The 26993-nt window shown below is 60.6% G+C and carries 22 protein-coding genes and 2 pseudogenes; 18 read left to right on the top strand and 6 right to left on the bottom strand.

Annotated elements, in window-relative coordinates; all coding sequences use genetic code 11:
- The first annotated feature begins 4 nt into the window (after positions 1 to 4).
- Entirely contained in the window at positions 5 to 1108 is a 1104-nt protein-coding gene (locus JJB09_RS19960) for an arginase family protein (protein ID WP_201662425.1), read from the top strand.
- Positions 1109 to 1202: 94 nt separating this feature from the next.
- Positions 1203 to 1412: pseudogene (locus JJB09_RS19955) on the top strand (IS6 family transposase); the annotation flags it as partial.
- Positions 1413 to 1532: 120 nt separating this feature from the next.
- On the opposite strand, the gene JJB09_RS19950 reads toward JJB09_RS19955, so the two are convergent.
- Positions 1533 to 2495, bottom strand: a complete 963-nt coding sequence (locus JJB09_RS19950; RefSeq protein WP_425523746.1) for a calcium:cation antiporter — start codon at positions 2493 to 2495, stop codon at positions 1533 to 1535.
- Positions 2496 to 3172: 677 nt separating this feature from the next.
- On the opposite strand from JJB09_RS19950, the gene JJB09_RS19945 reads away from it, so the two are divergent.
- The 6 genes from JJB09_RS19945 (at position 3173) to JJB09_RS19920 (ending at position 11058) form a co-directional block, all read left to right on the top strand.
- Entirely contained in the window at positions 3173 to 4426 is a 1254-nt protein-coding gene (locus JJB09_RS19945; protein WP_201662419.1) for a sugar ABC transporter substrate-binding protein, read from the top strand.
- Positions 4423 to 5994, top strand: a complete 1572-nt coding sequence (locus JJB09_RS19940; protein WP_201662416.1) for a sugar ABC transporter ATP-binding protein — start codon at positions 4423 to 4425, stop codon at positions 5992 to 5994. The genes JJB09_RS19945 and JJB09_RS19940 overlap by 4 nt, the downstream gene beginning before the upstream one ends.
- An 8-nt stretch (positions 5995 to 6002) precedes the next feature.
- Entirely contained in the window at positions 6003 to 6974 is a 972-nt protein-coding gene (locus JJB09_RS19935) for an ABC transporter permease (RefSeq protein ID WP_201662413.1), read from the top strand.
- Positions 6975 to 7000: 26 nt separating this feature from the next.
- Positions 7001 to 8020 (top strand): aldo/keto reductase, encoded by a 1020-nt coding sequence (locus JJB09_RS19930; RefSeq protein ID WP_201662410.1) that lies wholly within the window; start codon positions 7001 to 7003, stop codon positions 8018 to 8020.
- Between the two features lie 368 nt (positions 8021 to 8388).
- Entirely contained in the window at positions 8389 to 10008 is a 1620-nt protein-coding gene (locus JJB09_RS19925; protein WP_201662407.1) for an AMP-binding protein, read from the top strand.
- Positions 10009 to 10029: 21 nt separating this feature from the next.
- Positions 10030 to 11058, top strand: coding sequence for a phosphotransferase (locus tag JJB09_RS19920; RefSeq protein WP_201662404.1), 1029 nt, complete (start codon positions 10030 to 10032; stop codon positions 11056 to 11058).
- 11 nt (positions 11059 to 11069) lie between these two features.
- On the opposite strand, the gene JJB09_RS19915 is transcribed toward JJB09_RS19920, so the two are convergent.
- Positions 11070 to 11984 carry an NAD(P)-dependent oxidoreductase gene (locus JJB09_RS19915; protein WP_201662401.1) on the bottom strand — a complete coding sequence of 305 codons (915 nt, stop codon included), beginning with the start codon at positions 11982 to 11984 and terminating at the stop codon, positions 11070 to 11072.
- Between the two features lie 105 nt (positions 11985 to 12089).
- On the opposite strand from JJB09_RS19915, the gene JJB09_RS19910 reads away from it, so the two are divergent.
- The 10 genes from JJB09_RS19910 (at position 12090) to JJB09_RS19865 (ending at position 23028) form a co-directional block, all read left to right on the top strand.
- Positions 12090 to 13208 (top strand): LacI family DNA-binding transcriptional regulator, encoded by a 1119-nt coding sequence (locus tag JJB09_RS19910; RefSeq protein ID WP_201662398.1) that lies wholly within the window; start codon positions 12090 to 12092, stop codon positions 13206 to 13208.
- 159 nt (positions 13209 to 13367) lie between these two features.
- A complete protein-coding gene (locus JJB09_RS19905; RefSeq protein ID WP_201662395.1) occupies positions 13368 to 14486 on the top strand; it encodes a sugar ABC transporter substrate-binding protein in 1119 nt (372 codons plus the stop codon).
- A gap of 115 nt (positions 14487 to 14601) precedes the next feature.
- Positions 14602 to 16083: a sugar ABC transporter ATP-binding protein gene (locus JJB09_RS19900; RefSeq protein ID WP_201662392.1), complete on the top strand. Its 1482-nt coding sequence runs from the start codon at positions 14602 to 14604 to the stop codon at positions 16081 to 16083.
- Positions 16073 to 17068 (top strand): ABC transporter permease, encoded by a 996-nt coding sequence (locus JJB09_RS19895; RefSeq protein ID WP_201662389.1) that lies wholly within the window; start codon positions 16073 to 16075, stop codon positions 17066 to 17068. The genes JJB09_RS19900 and JJB09_RS19895 overlap by 11 nt, the downstream gene beginning before the upstream one ends.
- Positions 17065 to 18045: an ABC transporter permease gene (locus JJB09_RS19890; protein ID WP_201662386.1), complete on the top strand. Its 981-nt coding sequence runs from the start codon at positions 17065 to 17067 to the stop codon at positions 18043 to 18045. Before JJB09_RS19895 ends, JJB09_RS19890 begins: the two co-directional genes overlap by 4 nt.
- Before the next feature lie 11 nt (positions 18046 to 18056).
- Complete coding sequence (locus tag JJB09_RS19885) at positions 18057 to 18845, top strand: SDR family oxidoreductase (RefSeq protein ID WP_201662383.1); 789 nt, start codon at positions 18057 to 18059, stop codon at positions 18843 to 18845.
- The gene (locus JJB09_RS19880) at positions 18842 to 19615 is read left to right on the top strand and encodes an SDR family NAD(P)-dependent oxidoreductase (RefSeq protein WP_201662380.1); all 774 of its coding nucleotides are present in this window, start codon (positions 18842 to 18844) and stop codon (positions 19613 to 19615) included. The genes JJB09_RS19885 and JJB09_RS19880 overlap by 4 nt, the downstream gene beginning before the upstream one ends.
- Positions 19612 to 21672 carry an alpha-ketoacid dehydrogenase subunit alpha/beta gene (locus tag JJB09_RS19875; RefSeq protein ID WP_201662377.1) on the top strand — a complete coding sequence of 687 codons (2061 nt, stop codon included), beginning with the start codon at positions 19612 to 19614 and terminating at the stop codon, positions 21670 to 21672. The genes JJB09_RS19880 and JJB09_RS19875 overlap by 4 nt, the downstream gene beginning before the upstream one ends.
- Before the next feature lie 31 nt (positions 21673 to 21703).
- Positions 21704 to 22621, top strand: coding sequence for an alpha/beta hydrolase (locus JJB09_RS19870; RefSeq protein WP_201662374.1), 918 nt, complete (start codon positions 21704 to 21706; stop codon positions 22619 to 22621).
- Positions 22622 to 22731: 110 nt separating this feature from the next.
- A complete protein-coding gene (locus tag JJB09_RS19865; RefSeq protein ID WP_201662372.1) occupies positions 22732 to 23028 on the top strand; it encodes a YciI family protein in 297 nt (98 codons plus the stop codon).
- 285 nt (positions 23029 to 23313) lie between these two features.
- On the opposite strand, the pseudogene JJB09_RS19860 reads toward JJB09_RS19865, so the two are convergent.
- The 4 genes and pseudogenes from JJB09_RS19860 to JJB09_RS19845 form a co-directional block, all read right to left on the bottom strand.
- Positions 23314 to 23856 (bottom strand): annotated as a pseudogene (locus JJB09_RS19860) (IS6 family transposase); the annotation flags it as partial.
- 90 nt (positions 23857 to 23946) lie between these two features.
- Entirely contained in the window at positions 23947 to 25605 is a 1659-nt protein-coding gene (locus JJB09_RS19855; protein ID WP_201662369.1) for an FMN-binding glutamate synthase family protein, read from the bottom strand.
- 212 nt (positions 25606 to 25817) lie between these two features.
- Positions 25818 to 26024 (bottom strand): hypothetical protein, encoded by a 207-nt coding sequence (locus JJB09_RS19850; protein ID WP_201662366.1) that lies wholly within the window; start codon positions 26022 to 26024, stop codon positions 25818 to 25820.
- Positions 26025 to 26242: 218 nt separating this feature from the next.
- Positions 26243 to 26779, bottom strand: coding sequence for an NUDIX hydrolase (locus JJB09_RS19845; RefSeq protein ID WP_201662363.1), 537 nt, complete (start codon positions 26777 to 26779; stop codon positions 26243 to 26245).
- Positions 26780 to 26993: the final 214 nt, after the last annotated feature.

Here is a 26993-nt window from a genome sequence, read left to right as displayed (position 1 = left end):
CGCCGTGAAGACAGGCTGGAATTTCCACGAACTCTATCTCTGGCACGAGACCGGACCGGCCTCGCAGTTCTTTCCGGCAAGCCTGACCGTGGAGCCGGGCGAACATGCTGAAAACGCATCGACCAAGCGGCGCTTCAAGAACCTCATGGAGGTCTCGGGCCTGACCGATCAATTGGTTAGCGTCAAGTCCGCCCCTGTTGACGAGGACGATCTCGCCCGCTTCCACACGCGCGACTATATCAGACGCATCAAGGCCGAGAGCGACGACCGTGGCGGCGACGCCAGCTATCTGACGCCCTTCGGCCGTGGCAGCTACGAAATTGCCTGCCTTGCGGCCGGCGGTACGCATTCGTTGATGGACAAGGTCCTGTCCGGTGAGCTCAAGAACGGCTACGCGCTGGTGCGGCCGCCGGGCCACCATGCCGAAGCCGACAAGGGCATGGGTTTCTGCCTGTTCGGCAACATTCCTGTCGCCATTCTCAAGGCACGCACAAAGCACAGGTTCGAGCGCGTAGCGACCGTCGACTGGGACGTGCATCACGGCAACGGTACCCAGGCGGCCTTCTGGAGCGATCCGGGCGTCCTGACGATTTCACTGCACCAGGAGCGTCTTTATCCGCATGACAGCGGCGACCGCGAGGAGCGCGGGGAGGGGGCGGGTTTCGGCTACAACATCAACGTGCCGCTTCCCGCCGGCAGCGGCCACGACGCCTATATAGCTGCGTTTGAACAGGTCGTGCTTCCGGCATTGAGGGCCTACAAGCCAGATCTGATCGTGGTGCCGTCAGGCTTCGATGCGTCGGGTGCCGATCCGCTCGGCCGCATGATGCTGCATAGCGGCACCTATCGCGAGATGACGAGGATGCTTATGCAGGCCGCCGATGAACTCTGTGGCGGACGGCTGGTCATGTCGCATGAGGGCGGATATTCGGCCGCCTACGTGCCCTATTGCGGCCTCGCCGTGATGGAGCAGCTTTCGGGGATCAAAACCCATATCGACGATCCCTTCCTGCCGGTTTTCCAGAATTATGCCGGACAGCAATTGCGGCCCTGGCAGCAGGATGCGATCACCCAAGCAGCAAAACTCGTCTCGACGTTCTCATTCTAGATCGTTTCACGATGGCGCATGGAACGCGTGTTGTGGGCAGAAAGGGGCATTGCAACGTTAACCGAGTATCGATCAAAATGTGGGATCTATCGGTATGACCCGACTTGCCCGTGATCCACTTTATCGACGCCATCGATTTCCTGCAGTGGTGATTGGCCATTCGGTGTGGCTCTATTTCCGGTTTCCCCTCAGTCTGCGCACCGTCGAGGATATGCTGGCCGCCCGTGGCGTCATCGTCTCTCACCAGACCGTGCGGCTCTGGGCTGAGAAATTCGGCAGTTACTTTGCCAATGATATCCGGAAGACATAACTGCATCCGATCCGTAAAGCGCGAACATCGCCAAAATCAGATCGCCAAACGGGCGCCATCCAGACATGACATCACCCTTAACGCAGTTGACGCCAAAGGCCCGCCAATGTGGTGCTAGGGTATCGCAGTCAAAAGAACAAAGGCAAGAAAGACGACAAGGTGGGTGATCCCGGCGAGAAACGTAGTGCGTCCCGTGCCAAAGCTGACGAGACTGATGACGAGTGCAAGCAGCATCAAGACAGTGTCCCCTGGGTTAAGACCGAGCGTCAGGCCTCGTCCTGAAATCAGGCTGGCAATGGCGACCGCCGGAATAGTCATTCCAATTGTTGCGCAAGCGGAACCTAAAGCGATATTCAAGCCGCGCTGAAGCTGATTGGCCAGCGATGCCTTTATGGCCGATACCGCCTCAGGCATCAGTACGACTAGGGCAATCAAAGCACCGACAATCGAGTCGGTCTGCGCGACGTGCAAGAGTTGAAGCCCGTCTTCGACACCTGCGGCAACCTGTTTGGTCAACAGCACGATGCCTATCAAGCCCAGGATCAGCAAAATAAAGTGAACAGCCAGTCCCGTGGAAGCAGTGCTGTGGCCTTCCTTCGCGGTATCACCAACAAGCTCATCAAGGAAATCCTGCTTTTGACTGACCGTTTGTGCAAAGAGAAAACTCCCATAAAGGAAGACCGAGAGAACACTCACGAAAGCAAGTTGCGTGGCAGAAAACGTTCCGGGACCGGTCGTGAGTGTAAAATTGGGAAGGACCATCGTCAGCACGGTCAGTGCGATAAGGATTGCCAGGAACGCATCCGTGCCTTGTTTTTTGATATCCTGATAGTGGTGCCGCCATCCACCTAACGTCAGACAGATTCCGACGACCCCGCAACAAACAATCATCACCGTCGAAAATACGGATTCACGGGCCAACGTCGGATTGTTCGCGCCGTGGAGCATCATGGAAACAATGATCGACACTTCAATCGTCGTGACCGAAAATGTGAGAACGAGGGTTCCGTAAGGTTCCCCAATATGATGTGCAATAAACTCGGCGTGCTGCAAAACGACGAACACCGTCGACAACACAAGTCCGATTGCGAGAACGGACACGGCTACGAAGACGGACGTCCCGGAGTGCTCGATCCTCGATCCCCCGATTTGAAGCGTCAAAGCCACAACGAGGCAGGCAAGTGGCATCACATGAGACCTGGAAAAGTGGCTTGTAAAAGGTCTTGGGAGCATACAAGAAACCCGACGTTCAGAGCGTTGGTCGAAAAATCTTATTCGTCGCTACCTGAAGGGTCAACAATAGCAGACGCTGACCCGGTCGAGGTGGTTTGCTGATGAAGCGATAGCTCGGATTGCCGTGCTTGGTGATGCACCCTCCCGACGGCATCGTGATGTGCCAAAGTGATGTTCGCCAGAACGTCATTTAGAGGAGTGAGCATCCATGAAAGAAGTTAGCATTGTCGGCCTGGACCTTGCAATGCGGGTCTTTCAAGTTCACGGAGCGCGCGCTAGCTCGCAAATCCGAAGCGATTTCTGATTTGCCGCTCTGCAATCGATTGACAAAGATTTCGACGCGGTTAAACTGGCGCTGAGTTTTTGGGAGGAAGCCATCAACTCCGATTTGAGTCGACGTTCCGTTTCTCACGGGCGACCTTGTCCTATTGTCAAAGATATTGTTGGGTTCGTGGGAGAAGAGCGGTTTTTGCGGTTTACAAATGCAATCGATTGCATAAATTCCAAGGGAGGAGTGAAGCTTGTCTCAAGAGGAGAATATTATCAAGGTCGGGGCGCATCTGCGCAATCCGGTGTCGCGGCGGGTCTTCATGCAGCTTGCTGCAGCAGCGGGCATCAGCGTGCCGGCAGGGCTGAGCATGGGCGGCTTCGGAAACGGAGCCATGGCCGCAACCAAGAAGGCAGCGACGCTGGTGGCCACGCCCGCGAACGACTATTGGGCAGCCTTCATCAAAGGCTTCAAGGCGACGTCGGCTGCTCTGGGTACCGAGCAGATCGAGCTCTACCACGACAACGACGCGGCGCGGGAAATCTCGCAGGTGCGAGGCCTGCCCACCCAGGGCGCCAACATGCTGATCAACACAGTCATCGCGGCCGGCGAAGTGCCGATGATTGCCAAGCTCTGCCAGGAAAACCAGATCTATTACACCGCTGTCTGGGAAATTCCGGCCTGGTTCACGCCATCTGATGTGGGCGACTACTTCGTCAACTACATGACCGCCAACTCCGTCGATGCCGGTTATCAGGTAGCCAAGGAGCTGTTCAAGTCGATCGGCGGTGAGGGGGAAGTCGTCCATATCAAGGGACTGGCCGCACCGACCGACGATGCGCGCACCGCCGGCGTCGTCAAGGCGGCGGCCGAGTTTCCGGGCATTAAGCTGGTCGGCAATCCGCGTGGCGACTGGGTTCGTGAAAAGGCCCGCACGGTCATGCTCAGTATGGTTACGGCTTATCCGAATATGAAGGCCGTGTTCGGACAGAACGATTCCATGGCACTTGGCGCGCTCAGCGTGCTCAAGGAGCGCAATATGACGCATGTGAAGGTCGCCGGTATCGACGGCCTTTCCGAGAGCCTGCAGGAAGTGGCCAAGGGCGAGCAGTACGTCGCCACCAACACATCGCTCGCGCCTTACCAGGCGGGCTTTGCTGCCGTGACCCTGTTCGATGCGCTGGCGGGCTGGAAGCCAACCCTGGCCGAAAGACTGCTCTATACGGGGTCGTTGACCGCGACTGCCGAAACGGCGGCCTCGATCGACCAGAAAGTCTATCAAAGCGCGGAATTGCCGTTCGACTTCAAGAAGATGAGCCGCACGCTCAATCCTGACAACTGGGATCCGCAGAACAATATCTACCCAATCGACCCGACGACACAGTGGGCTGGCCAGGAAGGTGAGGACAAGCTCAACGCGGCCTACCGCGATGCGAGCTGGAAGGCGGAGTTCGACGCCGTGACCAAGCTTTATGCCGACCACTACAAGTCCGGCCCGTTCAAATGACGTCCATGCCCGCGACCCTTGTTCGCGAGCCTGCGGGTGACCGGCGCGCTCTTGCGCCGGCACTCGAACTTCGCGGCATAACAAAATCCTATCCGGGAGTGACGGCTCTTTCGGAGGTAAGTTTCGTGCTCCGGCGCCACCAGATGATCGGCCTCGTCGGCGAAAACGGTGCCGGCAAATCGACGCTGCTGTCGATTGTCAACGGCACCGTGCGTCCGGATACTGGCTCGATTGCGATCAACGGGGCGGAGGTGCGTTTCGGCCATCCGACGCAAGCGGCGCGCAACGGAATTGCGACGGTGTTCCAGGAGCAGGGGCTTATTTCAAATATCCCCGTCTTCGAGAACATTTTCCTCGGAAGAGAAGACAAGTTCGCGCTGGGCGGCTGGCTGCGCCGCAAGGCGATGATCGACGAGGCACGCCAGGTCCTGGACGAGTTGCAGGTCGATATCGATCCGACGGCGATCACAGGAACCCTGTCCTTTGGCGAGCGACAACTCGTCGAGATCGCCAAAGCGTTCGCGCTCAGCCGCATTTATCCCGTCGAGCCGATCATCCTGCTCGATGAACCGACCAGCGCGCTATCGGATGTAGAGGCGGAAAAGCTGTTTGCCGGCATCCGGCGCTGGCGATCCCGCGCGTCTTTCGTGCTGGTGTCGCATCGGCTGGCGGATGTTTTCGCCACCTGCGACGAAGTCGTCGCCCTGAAAGACGGGCGCGTGATCGACCAGCGGCCGACCGGCAGCATCACTGAAACCGAATTGCATGAGCTGATCGTCGGCCGCCAACGCAACGACCAGTATTATCGCGAGGCTAGCCAGCGCGAGCCGGAACCGAAGGTGGCACTGCGCGTCGAGAACATCGAAAGGCCGGGCCATCTCAAGGGCGTCTCGCTCGATCTACATCATGGAGAAATCCTCGGTGTTGCGGGCGTTCTCGGCTCGGGCAAGTCGTCGCTGGCCCGCATCGTGGCGGGCGCCGAGCAGCAGAGTTCGGGCAATGTGCTGGCCTTCGGGACGACGTTGGCGCCCGGTTCCCGGCGCCAAGCCATCCGTCAGGGCATAGGTTACGTTCCATCCGAACGAACGATCGCGGGCATCATCGGCACCGAAACGGTCGAATGGAATCTCACATTGCCCAATCTCAAGCAGTTGGGCGCTGGCTTCCTCGGGGTGATCTCCGCGCGGCGCAGTCGTGCGATGGCGCTCGACTGGATCAATCGGCTGAAAGTTCGCACCCCCGGTCCGGCTGTGCATTGCCGCACGCTCTCGGGCGGCAATCAGCAAAAGATCGTTTTCGCCAAGTGGCTTGCAAACGGGGCGAGGATTCTGGTCCTTGACGATCCGGGCCGAGGGCTGGACGTTGGCGCCAAGGAGGATATCTATTCGCTGATGCGGGAGATCGCCGCGAGCGGTGGTGCCGTTCTTCTGGTGTCGGACAATCTACCCGAGCTGATCGGGCTTTCAAACCGTATTCTCGTGCTTCGCGACGGCAGGGTTTCGGCGGTGATCGACGCGCCCAGGGGTGCCAAGCCCCGCGAAGTCGATGTTGTCGCGGCCATGTTATAGGATTTTCAATGACTGAAGTATCGTCCACCAAGAATTCCCGAAGCAGCTTCGACCTTCGAACGATCGTGCTGCCGATCGCCGCGATCATCGTGCTTATCGCCTATTTCACCTATATGAACCCGCTGTTCTTTTCGCCGGCCAATGCGCTCAATATCGGCCGCCAATCCTCGGTGCTGCTGATCGTGGCGCTTGCCGGGACGCTGGTTATCTTGATTGGCTCGATCGATCTTTCCGTCGGCGCGCTGGTGACGCTGACGGGTATTCTCGCGGCACTGACGGTCGACCGTTTCGGTGTGTTCGGGGCTACGCTCACTGCCGTCGGCGTCGGCGGCGTTGTCGGTCTGCTGAATGGCGGCCTGGTGACAGGGCTGAAGGTGCCGTCCTTCCTGGTGACGCTCGGCATGCTGTCGATCCTGTCGGGCGTGACGAACCAGATCTCCCAGGGACAATCGATCCTGTTCATGGACGGCGCCTTGCCGGATCTGGTCAACGGCGCGGCGCTGCTCGGCGTCCCCAATGTCATTTGGTTCGCGCTGCTGGCGACGGCTGTGCTGACAGTCGTCGTGTTCCGAACCAAGCTCGGCCGCTATCTCTATGCGATCGGCGGCGGGGAGATCGTCGCAGCCAATGCCGGCGTTGCGGTCGTATTCTACAAGGTGGTGACCTTCATGCTGGCCGGCGCGATCTGCGGCTTTGCTGGTGTCATCATGACAGGCCAGGTCGGCGCAGGCACCCCGACAGCCGGCTCGAGCCTGCTGCTCAATTCCATTGCCGCGGTGGTGATGGGGGGAACGGCGCTTTCCGGCGGCATAGGCGGGCCGCATCGCACGTTCCTCGGCGTGCTCGTCATCGCCATCCTGACCAATGGCATGGATGTCACCGAGGTCAATAGCTTCACCCAGGATATCGTCAAGGGATTGGTAATCATTCTCGCCGTGTCTCTGACGATCGACCGCTCGAAATACTCGTTCATCAAGTAGGCGCATCAAGTGAGAAGGAGGCTGCGATGAAGGCATCGCTGAAGAGAAAATTTGGCCGTGGCGGGTTGGAAGTCACCGCGATGGGCTTCGGAACTGCGCCGCTCGGCAACCAGTTCCGGGCAGTGCCCGAGGAGGATGCGCGCGACGTCATCCAGCACGCCTGGGATTCCGGGATTCGCTATTTCGATACGGCGCCGATGTATGGTCATGGCCTGTCCGAACACAGGCTCGGCGAATCCCTGCGCGCCTTTCCGCGCGACGAGTATGTACTCTCCACCAAGGTCGGCCGGCTGTTGAAGCCGGTCCCGCAGGGCGGGCTCACATCCTTCTTCTGGGTCGATATGCCGCCTTTCGAGGTCATCCATGACTACGGCTATGACGCCATCATGCGGTCCTTCGAGGACAGCATGCAGCGCATGGGTATCTCGCGGTTCGATATCCTGTTCATTCACGACATCGATACCTTCACGCATGGCACGGAATTGCAGAAGGTACATTTCCGCACCGCCATGGACAGCGGCTACAAGGCGCTTGAAAAGCTGCGATCCGAAGGGTTGGTGAAGGCAATCGGCGTCGGCTGCAACGAGTGGCAGGTCTGCGAGGCGGCGCTCAGGGAGCGCGATTTCGACTGCTTCCTGCTGGCGGGCCGCTATACGTTGCTCGAGCAGGATGCCCTCGATACATTCCTGCCGCTCTGCGAGGCGCGCGATGTTTCCGTCGTGCTGGGCGGCGGCTTCAACAGCGGCATTCTGGCAACCGGCGCGGTCAAGGGCGCGCATTACAATTACAGTGAGGCAGGCCCGGAGATTCTTGATCGCGTCTCGCGGATCGAAGGTGTTTGCAAGCGCTACGACGTACCGCTGGCAGCCGCGGCTTTGCAATTCGTTCTCGCCCATCCGGCAATCGCAACCAACATTCCCGGCACACGCACAAGTAAGCATCTCGACCAGAACGTGGCGTTGATCGAGCGGCCGATACCGGCTGACTTCTGGGCGGAGCTGAAGAAGGACGGTCTTATTCGACAGCACGCTCCGACACCGGCGTGATCCGCGAACAGGCGGTGCAAGTTTAGGCCCGGCCGCATCGACGAAATTCGACGCGGCTCGGATGTGCTTGTCGATGCCGGTTCCACGTTTGCGGCATTTGCTCGGCTTGACATGCCAGTCTCGCTGCAGGGGGCTTGATCAGCGCGGCCATCAAGTCGGGATTGTCGAGCGTGAAGCACTTCTGCTCGCCTCCCTTCTTCAGGGAGGCGGCGGAAAGGACCGTGCCTCCATGAAGACGAACCCGGGCTGCATGGTCGGCGGATATGCGCGTCGGTCAATCGCTGAAAGCAAATCGTTTTGATTGAGGACAATGCCGGCAAGACCGCCCTTGCCACCGATGTCGTAGGGAGACGGCATGAGAGGACACAATGAGACTTGACCCCCATCTTGAGCGGCGCATGGCAAACCACCGCCCTCTGACGCCGCTCGATTTTCTCGATCGCGCCGTCCATATTTTTCCGGAGCGGCCGGCCGTCGTCTGGCGCGATTGCGAGCTGACCTATGGCCAATTCGGCGCGCTTGTGTCCGCCATGGCCGACTTTCTGAGCCAACAGGGTGTATCATCCGGTGATGTCGTGTCGCTGATGTGCGCCAACAGGCCGGAAATGCTTGCTGCGCACTATGCCGTGCCTTTGGTCGGCGCGGTTCTGAATGCGATCAATACACGCCTTGATCAGGCAACGGTGGGCTATGTATTGGGCCATTCCGAAAGCCGGTTGCTGATCGCCGATCCAGTCTCGTATCCGATTGCTGCGGCCGCAGCGGCGGAACACGGTGTGCCGGTGTTTCGGCTGTCGGAAAGCGGCAGGGCCGATGCAACCGCCGATTTGCACTTGCTGGACATGGGCGGCGCCCTTCCGGATGATCTCCTCACCAACGTGATCGACGAGTGGCAGCCGATTTGTCTGAACTACACGTCAGGCACGACGGGCAAGCCAAAAGGCGTCGTTTATCATCATCGCGGCGCCTATCTGAATGCCATCGGCAATGTCTTTGCCATGCGGTTCGATCATCGGACCAGTTACCTCTGGGTGCTGCCGATGTTCCACTGCAGCGGCTGGTGCCACACCTGGGCGATCACCGCCGCCGGCGGGCTGCATGTCTGTCTGGACAGGGTCGAGCCGGCGCTGATATTCTCGGTCATCGCCGAGCGCGATATAACACACATGGCCTGTGCACCGGTCGTGCTCTATATGTTGCTCAATCATCCCGACAAGCTGAAGCGCGACCCCAGCCGCCGTATCACCGTGGCGACCGGCGGCGCATCGCCAACCAGTGCACTGATCGCCGAAATGTATGCGCTGGGCTTCGACCTGATCCATCTCTATGGCCTGACGGAATCCTTCGGCCCCGTGACCATGCGCATCCTGTCGACGCACGAAGCCGGCCTGCCGGCTACCGACAAGGCGGCGTTGCTGGCGCGGCAGGGCACGCGTCACCTCACGGCTAACCGGCTGGCGGTCGTCGATGAGCACGGATGCGAAGTGGCCCATGATGGCGCCGCGGCGGGAGAGATCCTGCTGCGCGGCAACACCCTGATGATGGGCTACTATCGGGATGCGGAGGCGACCGAGCAGGCCTTTGCGGATGGCAGATTTCACACCGGCGATCTGGCCATCGTGCATGCAGAAGGCGATATCGAGATCAAGGACCGTTCCAAGGATGTGATCATCTCCGGCGGCGAGAATATATCGAGCCTTGAATTGGAGAGTGTCCTGCACCAGCATCCAGGCGTGTTGATGGCTGCTGTGGTCGCCGCGCCCGATCCGAAATGGGGCGAGATTCCGGTGGCCTTCATAGAGCTGCGGATGGGCAGTACGCTGGAAGCCGATGAAATAGGGGCCTTCTGCCGCGCGCGGCTGGCAGGTTTCAAGCTGCCGCGAAGATTCCTGTTCCGCGAACTGCCGAAGACGGCAACCGGCAAGATCCAGAAATTCCTTCTGCGCGAGATCGCCCGCGACTCCGGCGACGGCGACAATGCGAAATGATGTGATTGTGAGAACTTTGTCGTGACGCTTGAGACATCTGGTACGTCAGTCGATTTCGATCCCGAATTGCTGCGCGACTTCCTTTCCGCAAAGTTTGGCAGGGGAAGCTTGCAACTGGAAAGGATTAGCGGCGGCCAGTCCAATCCGACCTACTTCGTCACATACGGCGGCGAGCGAATGGTGCTGCGCAAGAAGCCGGCCGGTCCGATCCTGCCTGGCGCACATGCGATCGAACGTGAGTATCGCGTTCTGAGCGCGCTTCACCCCACTAACGTGCCGGTGCCGAGGCCGATCCTGCTGCATGAGGACACAGATCTGCTCGGCACGCCGTTTTATCTGATGGAGCGGGTAGAGGGCCGGGTGTTTTCCGATTGCGCCCTGCCGGAACTGCCGCGCGAGGCCCGCAACGAAATCTATTCCGGCATGGCGGATGCGCTGGCGAAATTGCATGCCCTGAGGCCCGACCATGTCGGTCTCGGCGACTTTGGCCGTCCAGGCAATTACTTCGAACGCCAGATCAACCGCTGGACGAAGCAATGGCTGGAGTCACCGAGTGCACGGATCGCGGCGCTCGATCGGCTGGCTGATTGGCTGCCGACAAACATGCCGCCGGATGACGGTGCGGTGTCGATCGCCCATGGCGACTTCCGGCTTGGCAACATGCTGTTCCACCCTAGGGAATCAAGGGTCGTTGCCATTCTCGACTGGGAACTCTCGACGCTGGGCCATCCCCTTGCCGATCTCGGTTTCTGCGTCATGCCCTGGCATACCGCGCCGGGTGAATATGGCGGCATCCTCGGCCTCGACATCGAGGCACTGCATCTGCCGAGCGAGTCGGCGTTTCTCAAACGCTATTACGACGAGGCGATCCCCACAGCTCCGCTACAACGGTTTCATGTGGCTTTCGCACTGTTTCGGTTTGCGGTGATCTTCATCGGCATCGCCGACCGGGCAAGGGCGGGCAATGCCGCAGCCGCCAACGCCGCCGATGTTGCGCCGCTCGCCGAACGCTTCGCACGGCGTGCGCTGGAGGTAATCGAGGGCAGGTAAGAGGTTGGCCGTTAGGGCAGACCGCTCCCTGAGCCCGCCTCCTGCAATCCGGCAAGTCGCGCATAGTGTTCGGAAAGGACGAAGAAGTCCTTCTCCGCCGATCCTCCGGCCCACGCCGCCTCAAAGTGTTGCCGGACCAGGGACGCCAGATACATCGGGGCATGCGCGCCTTTCGCAGCATCGAGTATGAGATCGAAATCCTTCATCATCTGCGAGACCGTGAAAGCCGGGTCGAAATCGCCGCTTACCAGCATGTCGCGCTTGTAGGCGATCAGCGGGGAGGCGACCGCACTCTCGCCGATGACATCAAGCATGGTCTCGATCGACAGCCCGCCCTTGCGGCCCAAGGTCAGCGCCTCGCCAAGCAATGCTGACGTAGCGCCGACCAGTGAGTTTATGACCAGCTTCAGGTAGCGAGCCTCTTCCCCCGTGCCGACAAGGCGGAGCCTGGACGTGAAACAGGAGAAGATCGGTTCCAATCTCCGGCAGATGCTCTCGTTGCCGGACACCATGACCGTGAGGGTTCCGCTGGAAGCGGTGGTTGTGCTTCCCGAAACGGGGGCGCGCAGATAATCGATTTCCTTCGCTGCAAGGCACATCGCCACCTCGGAGGAAATCTTCGGCGAGACGGTGCTCATGTCGACCAGCACTTGCCTCGGCTTCATGGCGGTCCCCAAGGCGTCCGGGCCGAGCACTATCTGCCCGAGAACATGATCATTCGGAACGGTGAGGAATATGACGTCGGCAGCTTCGGCGAGTTCCGCCAACGAGTGTGCTACGGCGGCACCCTCGTCAACGACGTCGGCCCGGTTCGCCGCGACGGGATCGAAAACGGTGAGCGGATATCCCGCCGCAAGCACCCTTCGGCTCATCGGAGAGCCCATTTTGCCGATTCCTGCCCAGCCCAGAGCCATCTTGTTGCTCATCTCATTCCTCCTCACGCTTCCATTGAGTGCGCGCATTTGCGATAGAACGGCGCGGACGACGAACCGCCGCCGCTCTTCCAGGCGAGGTTTATCACATCAGGAGACTTGACTGCAATCGATTGCAAGACTAACGTGCCGATCACATTGGACGGAGCGGAGGCGCTTGCCGGTGTTCAGCGTGGAGGAGACTTCGTGAAGAAGGACAGCAGCCGCAGTTCGCGGCCGAACATGAAGGAACTCGCTGAGGCGCTGAACCTCGACCGCTCGACCGTATCGCGGGCGCTTAGCGAGGATAAGTCCCATCTCGTCGGCCTGGAAACGCGGCTTCGTGTGCGTGAAGCAGCAATGAAACTCGGGTACCGGACCGATTTGACGGCTGCGGCGTTGCGCAAGGGGCGCACCGATACTGTCGGCATCATCGTCTCCGACCTCGAGAACGAGATTTTCATCACCGTGCTGCGCCAGATCATGGCGGAACTGCACGGCACCGGCCTGCCCAACATCACACCCCTTATCGGCGAAACGCGTGATGATCTGTCTGCGACGCGAGATCTGCTTCACCGGTTTCTGTCGCGGCGGGTGGATGCCATCATTTCGCTTGCCGCGAGCGACGATCAAGCCGATATCCTGCGTTCGGCCGCTGAACAAGTGCCCATTGTTCTGGCAATCCGTAGCATTCGGGGCATCGATCTGCCTTCGGCACTTTGTGATGATCAAGCCGGCGGCGCCATGGTTGCTGCCCATTTTGCAGCCCGTGGCCACAAGTATGTGTGTCAGGTACAAGGCCCCGTTGCGGCGGCGACGTTTCGCAATCGCGCCCTTGGCTTTTCACATGTCTGCAAGCAGTCGGGGCTCGTCGAGGTTCCGTCGTCGCTGATCGTCAGGAATGCCACGACCCAGGAAGGTCGTGACAGCTTTGCATCGATTCTCAACGCATCACCGCGCCCGACGGCGATCTTTGCCCACAACGATTCCATCGCGATTGGCCTGGTGGAGGACTTGCGATCGGGCGGCTTTCGCTGTCCTGAAGACTTTGCCATCGTCGGCTTCAACAACACGCAGATTTCACGTGTCCTGGCGATTCCGCTCAGCACGGTTGATTATCCCACCGTCGAGGTGGGCAGGCATGCCGCGCGCCTGGTGAGCAACCTCATTGAAAACCGGGATTACGCCTGGAAAACCAGCGTATTTTCACCATCGCTTCTCGTCCGGGCCTCGTCGTAGGTCTGCTTGAAAAGGCAGTGCGCCTGGCTGCTCGGGTCCAGTTGAAAATCAAAAAAACTACACATAATCGCTCGAAGAAAAAATTTCGACACATTTTATGCAATCGATTGACAAGAGAGTGAACCTAACTAGACTAACCGTAATTCTTGGGAGGAAACCATGAAGTTTCATACGCAGACCGCCCTCTATGTGGGTCTTGCAATGTCGTTTGCCGCTCCAGCGCTTGCTCAGGAGCCGGATGGCACGCTGGACGGTGAGGGCAAGGAAATCGTCGTGCTGATGCCGAGCCGCAGCAACGCCTATCTGGCGCAATGGATCCGCGGCGCCGAGCAGAGTGCCAAGGAAGGCAACTACAAGCTGACGGTAATCGAAAACAATTTCGACCAGACCGAGCAGGATGCGCAGGCGCAGCAACGTCTCGGCATGCCCGAACAACCCCTCGCCTACGTCTGGTGGCCGGCCGACAACCAGGCGGGACTGGCGACCCTCAATCGTCTGAGCCGCAGCGGCGTGCCCGTGTTCCAGGTCAATCAGGGCGTCCAGCCCGAGGCCAAGGATCTCGTCGTCGCCTATGCCGGCGTCAACGACTTCTTCAACGGGCAGATTGCTGCAAAAAATGCAATCGAGGCACGCGACGCTTTCGTCAAGGCGGGCAACACGTTGCACGGAGACGGCGGCAACATGGTGATCCTCAAGTTCATTCCAGGCTATTCGGCCGGCGATGACCGCGAGGCCGGCTTCAAGGATGCGACCAAGGACAAGCCCTTCACCATCGTCGGAACGGAGTTCGCGGGCTTCGACAACGCCAGCGGCTACAAGGCTATGAGCCAGCTGATCCCGAGCATCCGCGACGGCGGCATCGATTTCGTCTACGGCATGTCGGACGGTCCGGTGACCGGCGCGGTCAAGGCGCTCGAGGAAGCAGGGCTGACTCCAGGCAAGGATGTCTATCTCGTCAGCGCCACCTGCATTGCCGACATTTCCGCGATCGGCACCGCCAAGGAATTCGCAACGGGCGTCCAGGCGGCCGGTCTCGAGGGCTGGTTCTCGATCAATGTCGTGGCGCGCTATTTCGAATATGGCAAGCAGGTCAAGGATGGCGAATATGTCGCCCCCGATACCACGGATGCCCGGCCGGAGTTCAATTTTGCCCCGAGCAAGGTCAACATCATTCCCAACCCGCAGGTGGTTGTCGGCAATGATCCGGCCAAGGCAGGCGACGTACTGAACAACTTCAAGCTCTGGGGTCAGACCTTCAACGATCATTGCGTCTATTGATGACTGGCGCGTCCGGCAACGCGCCGGGCTCATAAAATGAGAGCGGGCCTCGCGACCGAGGTCAGTGGCCGGCTCCCCCTTTCTTCTTTGATTTAGGATAACGATGATGTTGGCGATGAGCGGAGTTTCGAAGTCCTATGGACCGATTCACGCCCTGTCGAATGTAAGTTTTTCGGCCGGGCGTGGTAGCGTTACCGCTCTTCTTGGCGAAAACGGCGCGGGCAAGTCCACGCTTGTGAAGATTCTGTCCGGCCTCGTCGTGCCGACCAGCGGGACGATCACCGTTGATGGCACTGCTGTGGATCTTTCCACGCCGGATAGGGCGCGTCGCGCCGGCGTCGCGGTCGTGCAGCAGGAAATCAGCGTTCTGCCGAATTTGACCGTCGCGGAGAATTTCATGCTCGCCGCTGGCGGCGGCTGGCTCAGCCGCCGAAAGGCTGCCAAGGATTGCCAGGTCTACCTTGCCCGTCTCGGCCTTGCCGATCTCGATCCCGATACACCAGTTTCCGACTTGTCGATCGGTGAGCGCCAGCTCGTGGAAATCGCCCGGATGCTCTCGCAGAAGGCAAGTGTGCTCGTGCTCGATGAGCCGAGCGCGGCTTTGGCCGATCGCGACATCGACCTGGTGCACCAGGCCGTCCGCAGATTGGCGAAGGAAGGAAATATCGTTCTCTACATCACGCACCGGTTGAACGAACTTGACGAAATTTGCGATCAGGCGGTGGTGCTGCGCAATGGCAAGCTGGCGGACGAGTTTGCGGTCAAGGACGCCGGTATTCCCCGCATCGTCCAGGCCATGATCGGCCGCGAACTGGAGCAGCTTTTTCCGGAAAGGCGGTCAGCCGCAGCCGACGATCGGCCGATGGCTCTGCAACTCGATGCTGTCAAGACGGCGGACCTTGCCGCTCCCGTCAGCATCGGCGTGCGGGTAGGGGAGATCGTGGCAACATGTGGCCAGTTGGGCAGCGGTTTCGTAGAGCCGCTTCGCGCGGTGGCGGGACGCGTTGCGCTGGAAGCCGGCGGCATCCAGATCAATGGTGTGCTTCTGGCCGCCAAAAGCAGCACCGAACGGGCCGGAGCAGGCATCGCCTATTGCTCCGATGATCGCCAGTTCGACGGTTTCTTCCATGACCGGCCGGTCTGGGAGTCGCTTTCTGCCCCGCATCTCGCCTCGCGCGGCCTGTTGAAGCTCACCAACGAAAAGGTGCTGAGCCGCGGCGTCGAAAACATCGCCGATCGCATGACGATCGTTCCCGCTTATCGCCAGCGCAAGGTGAGATCTCTTTCAGGTGGCAATGCGCAGAAGGTATCCATCGGCAAATGGCTGTCGCGCCATCCGCGCCTGATGTTGCTCGAAGAGCCGACGCGTGGCGTCGATGTCGGCGCCCGCGCCGAAATCTACGCCCTGCTGCGCTCGCTTGCCGACGACGGACTGACCATCCTGATTGCCAGCACCGATCTTGACGAGGTTCTCGGCTTTGCAGAACGCGTCTTCGTCTTCCATGACCACAAGCTGGTTCGCACGGCTGCGGCGGGAGAGCTTGATCGCAACAGCCTCGTGACGCTGATAACGCACGGAGCGTCCGATGTCCATTAATTCGAGCAATTCGGGGCAGGAGCCGACGGTCAAAATTCCCGGTGTTGCAGGCTTGCGTTGGGATCGGCTGGGGCCGCTATCGCCCTTCATCCCGGTCATCGTCATCGGCCTCATCGCGGCTGTCTCGGTTCGCGGTTTTGCGACGGCGCCAAACCTGATTGCTGTCGTGCAAGCCTCGGCAATCACCGGCATCGCAGCAATCGGCACGGCGGCTATTACCATTTGTGGTCGCTTCGTGAGCCTGGCTGTGGAGCAGCAAGCGATGACCGCGGCCTTCGTCTTTGCCGCGCTTATCCTCGCCGGCATGCCGCTTGCTGTCGCCCTTTTCGCCGTCTTTGTGCTCGCCGCCATTCTGGGTTTCGTCCAGGGCTATCTGGTGTCGCGGGGGCTGAACCCGATCGTCACCACGCTTGCTTTCGGTTCGGTCCTTTTCGGCGTCGTGGTCTGGCTCGCAGACAACCGCACCCTGACACTCTCCGACAACCCGATGGCATCGATCGGCGGTGGCCTGACCTTAGGCATCCCGAACCAGGCGCTGATCTTTCTGGTGCTGGTGGCTGTCGGCACGTGGTTCCTCAGCCGCACGACGCTCGGCCGGCAGATCGTGCTGACCGGCGCCAACGACAAGGCGGCCGAACTGATCGGCATCCCGACGAAGCGCATCGTTATCATCGCCTTTGTCATCGCCGGCCTTCTGGCGGCAGTGGTCGGTATCCTTGTGGTCGGCCAGGTGTCGCAGGCAAAGAGCGACATGTTCCGCGGGCTGACCATCGATGTCGTGGCGGCGATCCTGGTCGGCGGCATCGCCATCCAGGGCGGGGAAGGTCAATTGTGGCGGGCCGGTCTTGGGGCCATTGTGCTCACCATGCTCAGCAATATCATGCTCCTGCTTGGCATCGATGCCGGCATGCGTGAACTCGCCAAGGGTATATTGGCCGGCGCCGTGCTGCTCACCATCACCCTGATGAAGGAGCGCGGCAAATGAGCGGTCTCAAGATGGACACCGGTTTTCACGGCCGCATCGCGATCTGCATCGTCCTCGCGGTAGGACTTTGCCTCATCATTCCCGGTTTCGCTTCGGTCGCAACGGCGTCCTCGGTGGTCGAAAATGTCGGCCTGATCGCGCTTGTCGGCGCGGGTATAATGCTAACAATGGTTGTCGGTCAGCTCGACCTGTCGATCGCCTCCGTCGCGGCAGTGGCGGCAATCATCGCGCTCAAGATCGCCGGCGTCTCGCTGTTGCTCGGCATCGTCGTTGCACTCGGTGTCGCGGCGATCTATGGCGCCGGTATCGGCTATATCATCGGCCGCACCGGCATCAATTCCATGGTTCTCACAGTCTGCACGCTGATCGGCCTGCGGGGATTGGCTCTCGTCATGGCGCCGCAGCGCCCCGCCATCCTCCCGGGCGACCTCTTCTGGGTCTCCGACGCGCTGGTCGCGCGCATCGGGCCCGTCACCGTCCTCGGGCTGATCGGCATCTTCGTTGTCATTATCGTCGGCGTGCTGATGCGCTACACGACGACAGGCCTGTCGATGTATGCGGTGGGTGGCCATGCCGAGCGTGCCCGCGGCTCCGGTGTTAACACGACACGGATCTACATGGTCGCTTTCGCCGGCTCGGCGTTGCTCGGCGCACTCGCGGGAATTCTCGCAGCTGTGCGTTCGGGCTCGGCGTCGGGCCTTGGCTTCGAGAGTTTCCTGTTGGCCGGCATAACGGCGGCGGTGGTGGGCGGCGTGCCGCTCGAAGGTGGCCGCGGCACCGTCGTCAACGTCCTGATCGGCGCGCTGATCATTCGGCTGGTTTCCACCGCCGTCTCGCTCGGCGGCATCGCCGGTTCGTTCGAGAGCATCGTCATCGGCGGCATCCTGCTCGCCATGCTGCTTCTCGATTACTGGCTCAGAAAACGCGGCGGGTCCCGATCCGGAATCCGCGGCACAATCAAGCAAACAGCATCCTAGGAGGAAATGAAATGGCTTATCCGGAAAAAGGTGGCGCGATCGTAACCGGCGCCGCCCGTGGCATAGGCCGCGCAATCGCGGCAGCATTGGCAGAAGACGGTTTCGGCGTGTTGATCGCCGACATGGATCCGGCGACGGGCGAAGCGACAGTTGCGGAGCTCAACAAGACTCATCCCGGCAAATTCGCCTTCGCCAAGGTCAATGTCACCAAACGCGCCGAGGTCGCCGCTGCTGTCGCCGAATGCCAGAAGCTGTTCGGATCGATCAACGTCATGGTCAACAATGCCGGCTTCAACAAGCCGGAGCCTTTTCTCGAAATCACCGAGGAGACCTGGCGCAACATTATCGAAGTCAATTCGCTGGGCGTGCTGATCGGCATCCAGGAAGCTGCCAAGGCGATGATTGCACATGGTACGAAGGGCAAGATCATCAATACCGCCTCGATTGCCGGCCGTACGGGTTTTCCCGATTTTGCACCCTATTCCGCCAGCAAGGCGGCGGTGATCAGCCTGACCCAGGCCGGCGCCCGGGCGCTTGCCGGCAAGGGCATCACCGTGAACGCCTTTGGTCCTGGCGTGGTCGATACGCCGCTGTGGGAGAAACTGGACGACGATCTCTACAAGATGGGCGCGAGCTCCAAACCGGGCGAGGCAATGTCCTCGATGGCAAGCCAGATCCTGCTGGGTCGCGTGGCGCAGCCGAGCGACGTGGTCGGTACCGTGCGCTTCCTCTGGTCGGCGGGATCGGACTACATGACAGGGCAGATGTTGGTTATCGACGGTGGGATGGTGCTGCAATGAGCGGGAAGACTGCAATCCTGACAGGCGCTGCCGGCGGCATCGGCCGGGCAACGGCCGACAAACTCGCTGCGGACGGCTGGTCGCTGGTACTCGTCGACGCGGTTGACGCCGTCAACGAGGTTGCCGCCTCGCTCCACAAGGGCGAAGGTCAATCCTTCGTCGGCGTCGTTGCCGACCTTACCGACGAGGCGTCGATCAAGGGCATCTCCACCGCGGTAGCCAAGATCGGTCATCCGCTCAAGGGCCTAGCCCTGGTCGCCGGCGTGCTGCAGAAGGTCGGTTCGATCGAGACGCTGGAACTCGGGGAATGGGACCGGGTGATGAACATCAACCTGCGCGTCAACCTGGTGATGATGAAGACATTCATCCCGGCGCTGCGCGAAGCCAAGGGTGCGGCGATCGTCACCGTGTCGAGCTGGTATGGCAAGAGTGGCCACGGCTTCTTCGCCGCTTATTGCGCCTCAAAGGCCGGCCTGATCTCACTGACGCACACGGCGGCCGATGAACTCGCCCGCGACAAGATTCGCGTTAACACCGTGGCACCGGGCAATGTCGCGACCAGCATGCACCTCAATGCGCTGAAGGAAGAAGCGCAGAACCGCAACATCAGCTTCGAGGAAATGAAGAAGATCGAATGGGACAAGATCCCGCTCGAGCGCGCCGCCGAACCTTCGGAAATCGCCGATGCGATCAAGTTCCTTGTCTCGCCGGAAAGCTCCTACATCACTGGCGCCACCATCGACGTCAACGGTGGATGCCTGTTCTCATGAAGAATGCCGTCCCCAGGTCCCGGTCGACCAAACCGGCAGGCGAAGTCGCGCCGGGGCCGGACACGGAGGTGCTGGAGCGCTTCTACAAGGAGCTCTGGCGCATCCGGCTGTTTGAGGAGCGGGCAACCGAACTCTTCAAGAAGGGTATCATCAAAGGCACTGCACATTCCTGTATCGGCCAGGAGGCGGTTGCAGTTGGAGCTTGCGCCGCATTGGCGGCAGACGACTATATCGTCTCCAATCATCGCGGCCATGGTCATTGCATCGCCAAGGGCGCCGATCTCGGGTCGATGATGGCCGAACTGTTTGGCAAGGACACCGGCTATGGCCATGGCATGGGCGGCTCGATGCATATTGCTTCGATGAAGCATGGCATTCTGGGCGCCAACGGCATCGTCGGCGCCGGCCTTGGTATCGGCACGGGTGCGGCGCTGTCGTCCGATATTCGCGGCAGCAAGCAGGTGACCGTCGCCTTCTTCGGAGATGGGGCCGCCAACGAGGGCATCTTTCACGAGGCGCTCAATCTCGCTGCCCTCTGGAAGCTGCCTGTCATTTTCCTGTGTGAGAACAACCGCTACGGCCTCTCGCTTGGTGTTGCCGAAGCGTCCGCCGTGCCGGAAATTTCAAGGCGCGCCGCATCCTATGGCATTCCCGGCGAGACAATCGACGGCAACGACGTGCTGAGCGTGCTCGAAGCCACAAGCCGCGCGGTGACCCGGGCGCGCGCGGGGGCGGGGCCAAGCCTGATCGAGGCGATGACCTATCGCTGGGGCGACCATTCGATGCGCACCAACCTGCCGCGCTATCGGCCGGTGGAGGAGGAAGACCTCTGGCTGAACCAGAAGGATCCAATCAGGCAACTTGGCGAGGTGCTGGCCGAGCGGCAAGTGAATGCGATGCGGCTGGATGAAATTAAGGCCGGCGTGGCTCTGGAGATCGATGCCTGCGTCAGCATTGCGGAAGCCGCGGCCGAGCCGACATCGGCCATTCTCTTTCCCTCGGTCACAGCGCCGCTTTTGCCCGACATGGGCGAGCCCGATCCGGGCAGCCGCATGCTCGGCTATGTCGAGGCCGTACGCGAGGCGATGGATCAGGAACTTGCCCGCGATCCCTCGGTTCTTGTCATGGGCGAGGATGTCGGCCGGATCGGCGGTCTGTTCGCCGCTACCAAAGGCCTGCAGGAAGCCCATGGCGCGAGCCGGGTGCGCGACACGCCGATCTCGGAAAACGTGCTGGCCAATGCCGCAGTCGGTGCGGCAATGACCGGTATGCGGCCGATCGTCGAAGTGCAGTTCTTCGATTTCATCACGCATATGATGGACGCAATCGTCAACCAGGCCGCCAAGCTGCGCTTCATGCTCGGCGGGGAAATTGCCATCCCGCTGGTGATACGAGGCCCGCAGGGCGGCGGCATCCGCCTCGGCGCGCAGCATTCGCAGTCGCTGGAAAGCTGGTTTGCGCATGTGCCCGGACTGGTGGTGATTGGTCCGTCCAATCCCTACGACGCCAAGGGCCTGCTGGCTGCGGCGATCGAGGACAACAATCCGGTCGTCTTTATCGAACACAAGCTGCTTTATCAGATGAGCAATGGCCCGGTGCCGGAGCAGCGCTATCGCCTGCCGATCGGCAAGGCGAAGATCCGCCGCGAGGGCAGTCACGTGACGATCGTTGCCACCATGGCCATGGTCGATGTGGCGCTCGCCGCGGCCAAGGAACTTGCCCGACAGGGCATTGAGGCGGAGGTCATCGATCCGCGGACGCTGCGGCCGTTGGATATGCCGACCATCCTTGACTCCGTCCGCAAGACCAACCGTTGCGTGGTTGTCACCGAGGGCTGGAAGACCCACGGCTTCGGGGCGGAAATCTCGGCCCAGATCATGGAACAGGCGTTCGACGATCTCGACGCCCCGGTTCTTCGTGTCGGCATGGACGATGTGCCTATGCCCTACAACGCCAATCTCGAACGGGATCTGATCCCCAATGCCAGGCGCGTGGCCGATGCCGCGCGCACGGTCTGCTACGTCCAGGGACAGGGCAATTCGAATTTTGCCACCTAATGCAATCGATTGACAAGCGCAAGGAGACAGTATGACAAAGCGTATCGATGTAGAATTTCAATCAGAAGGCTTTACCATCCGCGGCTGGCTGTATGTCGGCGACGAAAGCAGGAAATCCCCCGCCGTCGTGCTGGCCGGGGGCTGGTGCTACGTGCGCGAGATCGTCATGCCGACCTATGCGCAAGCTTTTGCCGAAGCCGGAATCAATGCGCTGGTCTTCGATTATCGCAATCTGGGCGTCAGCGACGGCGACAAGCCGCAGCATCTCGATCCCTGGCAGCAGATCCGCGATTACGAGAATGCCATCAGCTTCCTGGAACGGCATGAACTGTGCGATCCGGACCGGCTCGGTGTCTGGGGCATTTCCTATTCCGGCGGTCATGCGCTGATCCTTGCCGCAACCGATCCGCGTGTAAAATCGATCGTATCGCAGATCCCGGTCATCGATGGGTACGAGAACATGCGCCGCGCCCATGGCACGATGGAATATCGCGCGCTCTGGGATCTCATCCTGGAAGACCGCAAGCTGCGCTATGAGAAGCCGGGCGAACGGCTCTATCTGCCGCATGCGACCGAGGATTCAGCCAGTGAAGTCTCCTCCTGGCCGTTCCCGGAAACCGTGCGCACCTTCATGTCGATCAAGAACAGCACCGCGCCGCTCTACCAGAACAAGAGCACGGTGGAATCCGTCGATCTGCTGCTGAATTACGATGTCGGCCCGTTCGTGAAGCGGATCTACAATACTCCGACGCTGATGATTGTCGCCGAAGGTGATGACCTGACGCTCTGGGATCTCGAAATCGGCGCCTTCAACCAGATTCCCTGCACCAACAAGAAGCTCGAAGTCCTGCCGCATACCTCGCATATGACGCTTTATTCCGACCAGTCCAAGGTCGAGAAAGCGGCTGGCTTCGCACGCGACTGGTTTGTCCAGACGTTGAAGCCTTGAAATAGGCTTCAACCGCTTGCTACCGTCTGACGGCTTCCGCGCTCTTGCAGGGAAGCCGTCATGTCCCTGGCCACGGATTCGCAGCTTGCTTTCCGGAAAGGACCTCACTGATGCTTTTCGCCATCCATTGCCTCGACCATGACGGCGGGGTACAAAAGCGCCTCGCGCATTATGAGGCACACAAGGCATATCTTGCGGCCGCGGCCGTGAAGACGGTGATTTCCGGGCCGCTGGTAGCCGAGGACGGGGAGACGATGATCGGTTCGCTTTTCGTCGTCTCCGCAGATTCGATCGACGACGTGATCGTATTCAACCATAACGATCCCTTCCATCGGGAAAATGTATGGAAAGACATTAAGATCAACCAGTTCATCATGCGGATCGATAATCGCGCGAACGGCGGTTGATCGCTTGCACGGCATGGCACCTGAAGGTGATCGCCGGCCATCTGATATGGGACTTGAGAATTCCGGCGCCGCTCGGTCTGGATATCGGTGATAAAGGCGGCGCTTTTCGATAAAGCCGGCTGCGAATGTGCGGAGGCGGCGCAGCGCATGCAATTGCTCCAGGCGCCATAGGCTGGTTGGAACTCGATGGCGATGCCGTCAGGCAGGTGGCAGACGCGGTGATCCGTTCGCTGGGCGATGTCACGTTGTTTCATCAATGATCAAGCATGGTGTGTGTCTGAGAAATCAAGCACTTGCGCCGGTCACGGCTTTCCACTGGGCCATAGCGCGGATCCGATGGATGTGGGTGGCCAGAGCTGAGCGTTTTTGATGCGGTGCGACGAAGAGATTTCGAACTGCCGATAAAATCGATACGAAGCGTTGCAAGCCGCCGATTGATCGAAATCTCTGCATCATCCGTTCTCGTTTTCGCAATGGTACGTGAGAATTCTCCGCCCGGTTGTTGAGCCCCTTATGAGATCGATGCTCGACACCTGGCGTGACTTCCCGCTTTGCAGCAGCGTATGAGCGCAGCTTGTCGGTGATAATGCGCTTCGGCACCAAACCTAGCTTCTTCAGCAGCCTGACCAGCAATCGCTTGGCAGCTTTGGTATCGCGGCGGGTCTGGACGATCTCGTCGAGAACGAAGCCATCCTGATCGACAGCCCGCCACAGCCAATGTTTCCTGCCACAGATGGAAATGACGACCTCATCGAGGTGCCATTTGTCTCCAAGCCGGCCGGCGGATCGTTTGCGTATTTCGCCGGCAAAGTGCCGACCGAATTTCTCCGCTCAGAGATTGTGGGGGCAAGCTCAGGTTCGGGTTCTATAAGCTCGGCTCTCGAAATCGACACCTTGACCGACCAGATCCTCAGGCCTTTACGCCGCCTTGCGCTTCCGAAACGGCCCGTGCGGGATTTCGGGCGGCGCAAAACTGTCGGCGCCGGCGCGGTCCCAGCGATCGTGCCAATCGGCGAGTTCCGGAATTTCCGCGCCCGACACGAGGAAGCCTTCGGGCAGATAGGGATAGGCCTCGTTGCCGTCGAGGAACTCGTTGTCCTTCTGCCGGAACATGAAATGGTAGGGCATGAAGTTGCTGGGATCGTTCAGGCCGGCGGCACCGGCGATTTCCCCCAGCGCCCGCATGGTGTTGCGATGGAAGCGGGCGACGCGGTCGCTCTTGTCGCCAAGGTCGATTGCGCGCTGGCGTATGGGGTCCTGGGTGGCGATCCCGACCGGGCACTGATTGGTATGGCAGGACTGCGCCTGGATGCAGCCGATGGCGAACATGAAGCCGCGCGCGGCATTGCACCAGTCAGCGCCGAGCGCCAGCGTGCGGGCAATGTCGAAGGCCGACACGATCTTGCCTGCGGCGCCGATCTTGACCTGATTGCGAATGCCTGCGCCCCGCAGCGTGTTGTGAACGAAGGTCAGGCCCTCGAGCATCGGCATCCCGACCCGGTTGGCGAATTCGACCGGGGCGGCACCCGTCCCGCCTTCCGCGCCATCGACCACGATGAAATCCGGAACGATGCCCGTCCGCAGCATGGCCTTGACCATGCTCATGAACTCCCGGCGGTGGCCGATGCACAATTTGAATCCGACGGGCTTGCCGCCCGAAAGTTCACGCAACTGGCCGACGAACTGCATCAGGCCGATCGGCGTCGAAAACGTGCTGTGGGCAGCAGGCGACAGGCAGTCGATGCCCATCGGGATACCGCGCGCCTCGGCGATTTCGGGCGAAATCTTCGAGGCCGGCAGCATGCCGCCGTGGCCGGGCTTCGCCCCCTGGCTCAGCTTGATCTCGATCATCTTGATCTGGGGATCGGCGGAAAGCTCGGCGAACTTTTCCGCAGAGAACCGACCATCGTCGCCGCGGCAGCCGAAATAGCCCGAGGCGATCTGGTAGATCAAGTCACCGCCGCCCTGCCGGTGGTAGCGGCTGATGCTGCCCTCCCCGGTATCGTGGGCGAAACCACCCTTCCTTGCCCCGGTGTTGAGGGCGAGGATGGCATTGGCCGAGAGCGAGCCGAAGCTCATGGCCGAGATGTTGTAAAGGCTGGCGCTATAGGGCTGCTTGCAGGCCGGGCCGCCGACGCTCACCCGGAAGTCGGTATCGACGATGGTGACCGGGATCGCGGAATGGGTGAGCCAGGCATATCCGGAACCGTAGACATTCTCGATCGTGCCGAAGGGCCGTTTGTCTTCCACGCCCTTGGCGCGCTGGTAGACGAGGCCGCGATCCTGCCGGTTGAACGGAACCGCGTCATTGTCGCTTTCGATGATGTACTGGCGGATTTCCGGCCGGATGCTTTCCAGGAGGAAGCGCAGGTGCCCGACCACCGGATAGTTGCGCAGGATCGCGTGCTTGTGCTGGCGCAGATCGTGAAGGCCGAGAAGGAACAGGGCGCCGCAGATCGCGGCGGCGACGAACAGCCAGCCGCTGTACAGCAGGCCGCCGCCAAGAGAGGCGAGCGCGGTTGCGCCGGAGCAGAAGAACACCGCATAGCGCGGGTGGGAAACGAGGGCCTTTACCATGATGTCTTGTCCAAAAATCGCTGGTATCGAGGGAAAGTCGGTGTATCGGGATGCGTGAAAGGGCACGATGGCGAACGACGCGACCACTCCCCATAAACATCCTTGTGGAGCCGAATGTTTAGGAAGCGGTAAAAAGCCGGTCGTTCGCCGCCGTTTCAGGTGCCTGGAGCGTTTTTACGCAAACCCGCCAGGCACTTTTGCAGGAATTGTTCCTAGAAGCTTACGCCTTCCAGTTTCCCGACCAGCACGTTGCGGTCCTCGATGGATTTCAGCCGCACCGTCAGGGCCATGCTCTTGACCGGCACCTGGGGCGGCAGGGACAGGGCGACGCCCGGAATGTTCTCGGCCGCCCATTGCTTGAAGCGGGGTAGCTTGTTCGCGCCGCTGATGGGGAACGTATGGATGTATCGGAAGCTCATTGCTGGCTCTTTCTCAAAAATGGGCAACGGCCGGCGCAAGGATGGGCCAGCGTTGCTCCGCAGGTTTCAATCTCGGATCTGGCAAACCCCTGGCGCCACTCTTGCCGTCGCAGGTAGTGGCGCCAGGCTATCAGCGTCCGACGCTGACCCTGCGAATGGGAGAGACAGAGGCCCGCCGGCAGCGGCGGGCAAAACCCGTTGGAAACATCGGCGCGTCCTCAGTTCCCGGTCGTGTGCAGGGCGTCGAACGGCAGATTGCGCCTGCCAGGCCGACTGAAGGCCTCCGGGCGCTCCGGCGCGGTATCAAGTGCCCTCACGAACGTGGCAAGTTCGGCATCGTCAAGCCGGTCTGCTGCGGCATCCAGGGAAAACCACCGCCGCTGCCTCTGCTCCTTCTCGCGCCAATGGCTGAGCGTGCCGCGCACGTTCATGCCGATCACGGAAACCCGACAGAGAGCTTGCGAGCCGTCGTCCAGCGTCTTGACGTAGCGATATGTCGTCACAGGCGCCGGCGAAATGTCCCCGAATATCCCGGCCTCTTCGAAGGCTTCCCGCGAAGCCGCGACGAGGGGCGAACAGCCTTCCATCGGCCATCCCTTGGGCACGATCCATCGCCCCCGCCTGCGCGAAGTGATGAGCAGGACCCTCAGTTCGCCGTCGCGCCGGATGCGCCAGGGAAGAACACCGACCTGCTGCAAATCGTCCACGCCGCTAGGCCTCAAGGCGTGATCGCCGGTTTTCATTGCATAGCTCATTGTCCGTCACCCCCGCCGAATCGGCCGGAGTGGGCTAGATGGGCACCCCATTGGTGAACGGCGCTGGACGTGCGGCGGGCGGCAATGGCGAGGATTGGCGTCTTGCACCAGGGGCACCGGGTGGCGGCGCCGGGAAGTTGACGGTTACAGGTGATGCAGATCGGACGGGGCCGGAACACGGACATGGATACGCTCCATCGGTGCGCCGTATAAA

The organism is Phytoamicus setariae, from assembly GCF_016722925.1.
In the GTDB taxonomy this organism is placed as follows: domain Bacteria; phylum Pseudomonadota; class Alphaproteobacteria; order Rhizobiales; family Rhizobiaceae; genus Rhizobium_E; species Rhizobium_E setariae.
This window is presented reverse-complemented; position numbering and strand designations above follow the sequence as displayed.

Coding starts and splice junctions, on each gene's coding strand:
- JJB09_RS19940 (WP_201662416.1), top strand. CDS start 4,423: ATGACGTCCATGCCCGCGACCCTTGTTCGCGAGCCTGCGGGTGACCGG.
- JJB09_RS19935 (WP_201662413.1), top strand. CDS start 6,003: ATGACTGAAGTATCGTCCACCAAGAATTCCCGAAGCAGCTTCGACCTT.
- JJB09_RS19930 (WP_201662410.1), top strand. CDS start 7,001: ATGAAGGCATCGCTGAAGAGAAAATTTGGCCGTGGCGGGTTGGAAGTC.
- JJB09_RS19925 (WP_201662407.1), top strand. CDS start 8,389: ATGAGACTTGACCCCCATCTTGAGCGGCGCATGGCAAACCACCGCCCT.
- JJB09_RS19915 (WP_201662401.1), bottom strand. CDS start 11,984: ATGAGCAACAAGATGGCTCTGGGCTGGGCAGGAATCGGCAAAATGGGC.
- JJB09_RS19905 (WP_201662395.1), top strand. CDS start 13,368: ATGAAGTTTCATACGCAGACCGCCCTCTATGTGGGTCTTGCAATGTCG.
- JJB09_RS19900 (WP_201662392.1), top strand. CDS start 14,602: ATGAGCGGAGTTTCGAAGTCCTATGGACCGATTCACGCCCTGTCGAAT.
- JJB09_RS19895 (WP_201662389.1), top strand. CDS start 16,073: ATGTCCATTAATTCGAGCAATTCGGGGCAGGAGCCGACGGTCAAAATT.
- JJB09_RS19890 (WP_201662386.1), top strand. CDS start 17,065: ATGAGCGGTCTCAAGATGGACACCGGTTTTCACGGCCGCATCGCGATC.
- JJB09_RS19885 (WP_201662383.1), top strand. CDS start 18,057: ATGGCTTATCCGGAAAAAGGTGGCGCGATCGTAACCGGCGCCGCCCGT.
- JJB09_RS19880 (WP_201662380.1), top strand. CDS start 18,842: ATGAGCGGGAAGACTGCAATCCTGACAGGCGCTGCCGGCGGCATCGGC.
- JJB09_RS19875 (WP_201662377.1), top strand. CDS start 19,612: ATGAAGAATGCCGTCCCCAGGTCCCGGTCGACCAAACCGGCAGGCGAA.
- JJB09_RS19870 (WP_201662374.1), top strand. CDS start 21,704: ATGACAAAGCGTATCGATGTAGAATTTCAATCAGAAGGCTTTACCATC.
- JJB09_RS19865 (WP_201662372.1), top strand. CDS start 22,732: ATGCTTTTCGCCATCCATTGCCTCGACCATGACGGCGGGGTACAAAAG.
- JJB09_RS19855 (WP_201662369.1), bottom strand. CDS start 25,605: ATGGTAAAGGCCCTCGTTTCCCACCCGCGCTATGCGGTGTTCTTCTGC.
- JJB09_RS19850 (WP_201662366.1), bottom strand. CDS start 26,024: ATGAGCTTCCGATACATCCATACGTTCCCCATCAGCGGCGCGAACAAG.
- JJB09_RS19845 (WP_201662363.1), bottom strand. CDS start 26,779: ATGAGCTATGCAATGAAAACCGGCGATCACGCCTTGAGGCCTAGCGGC.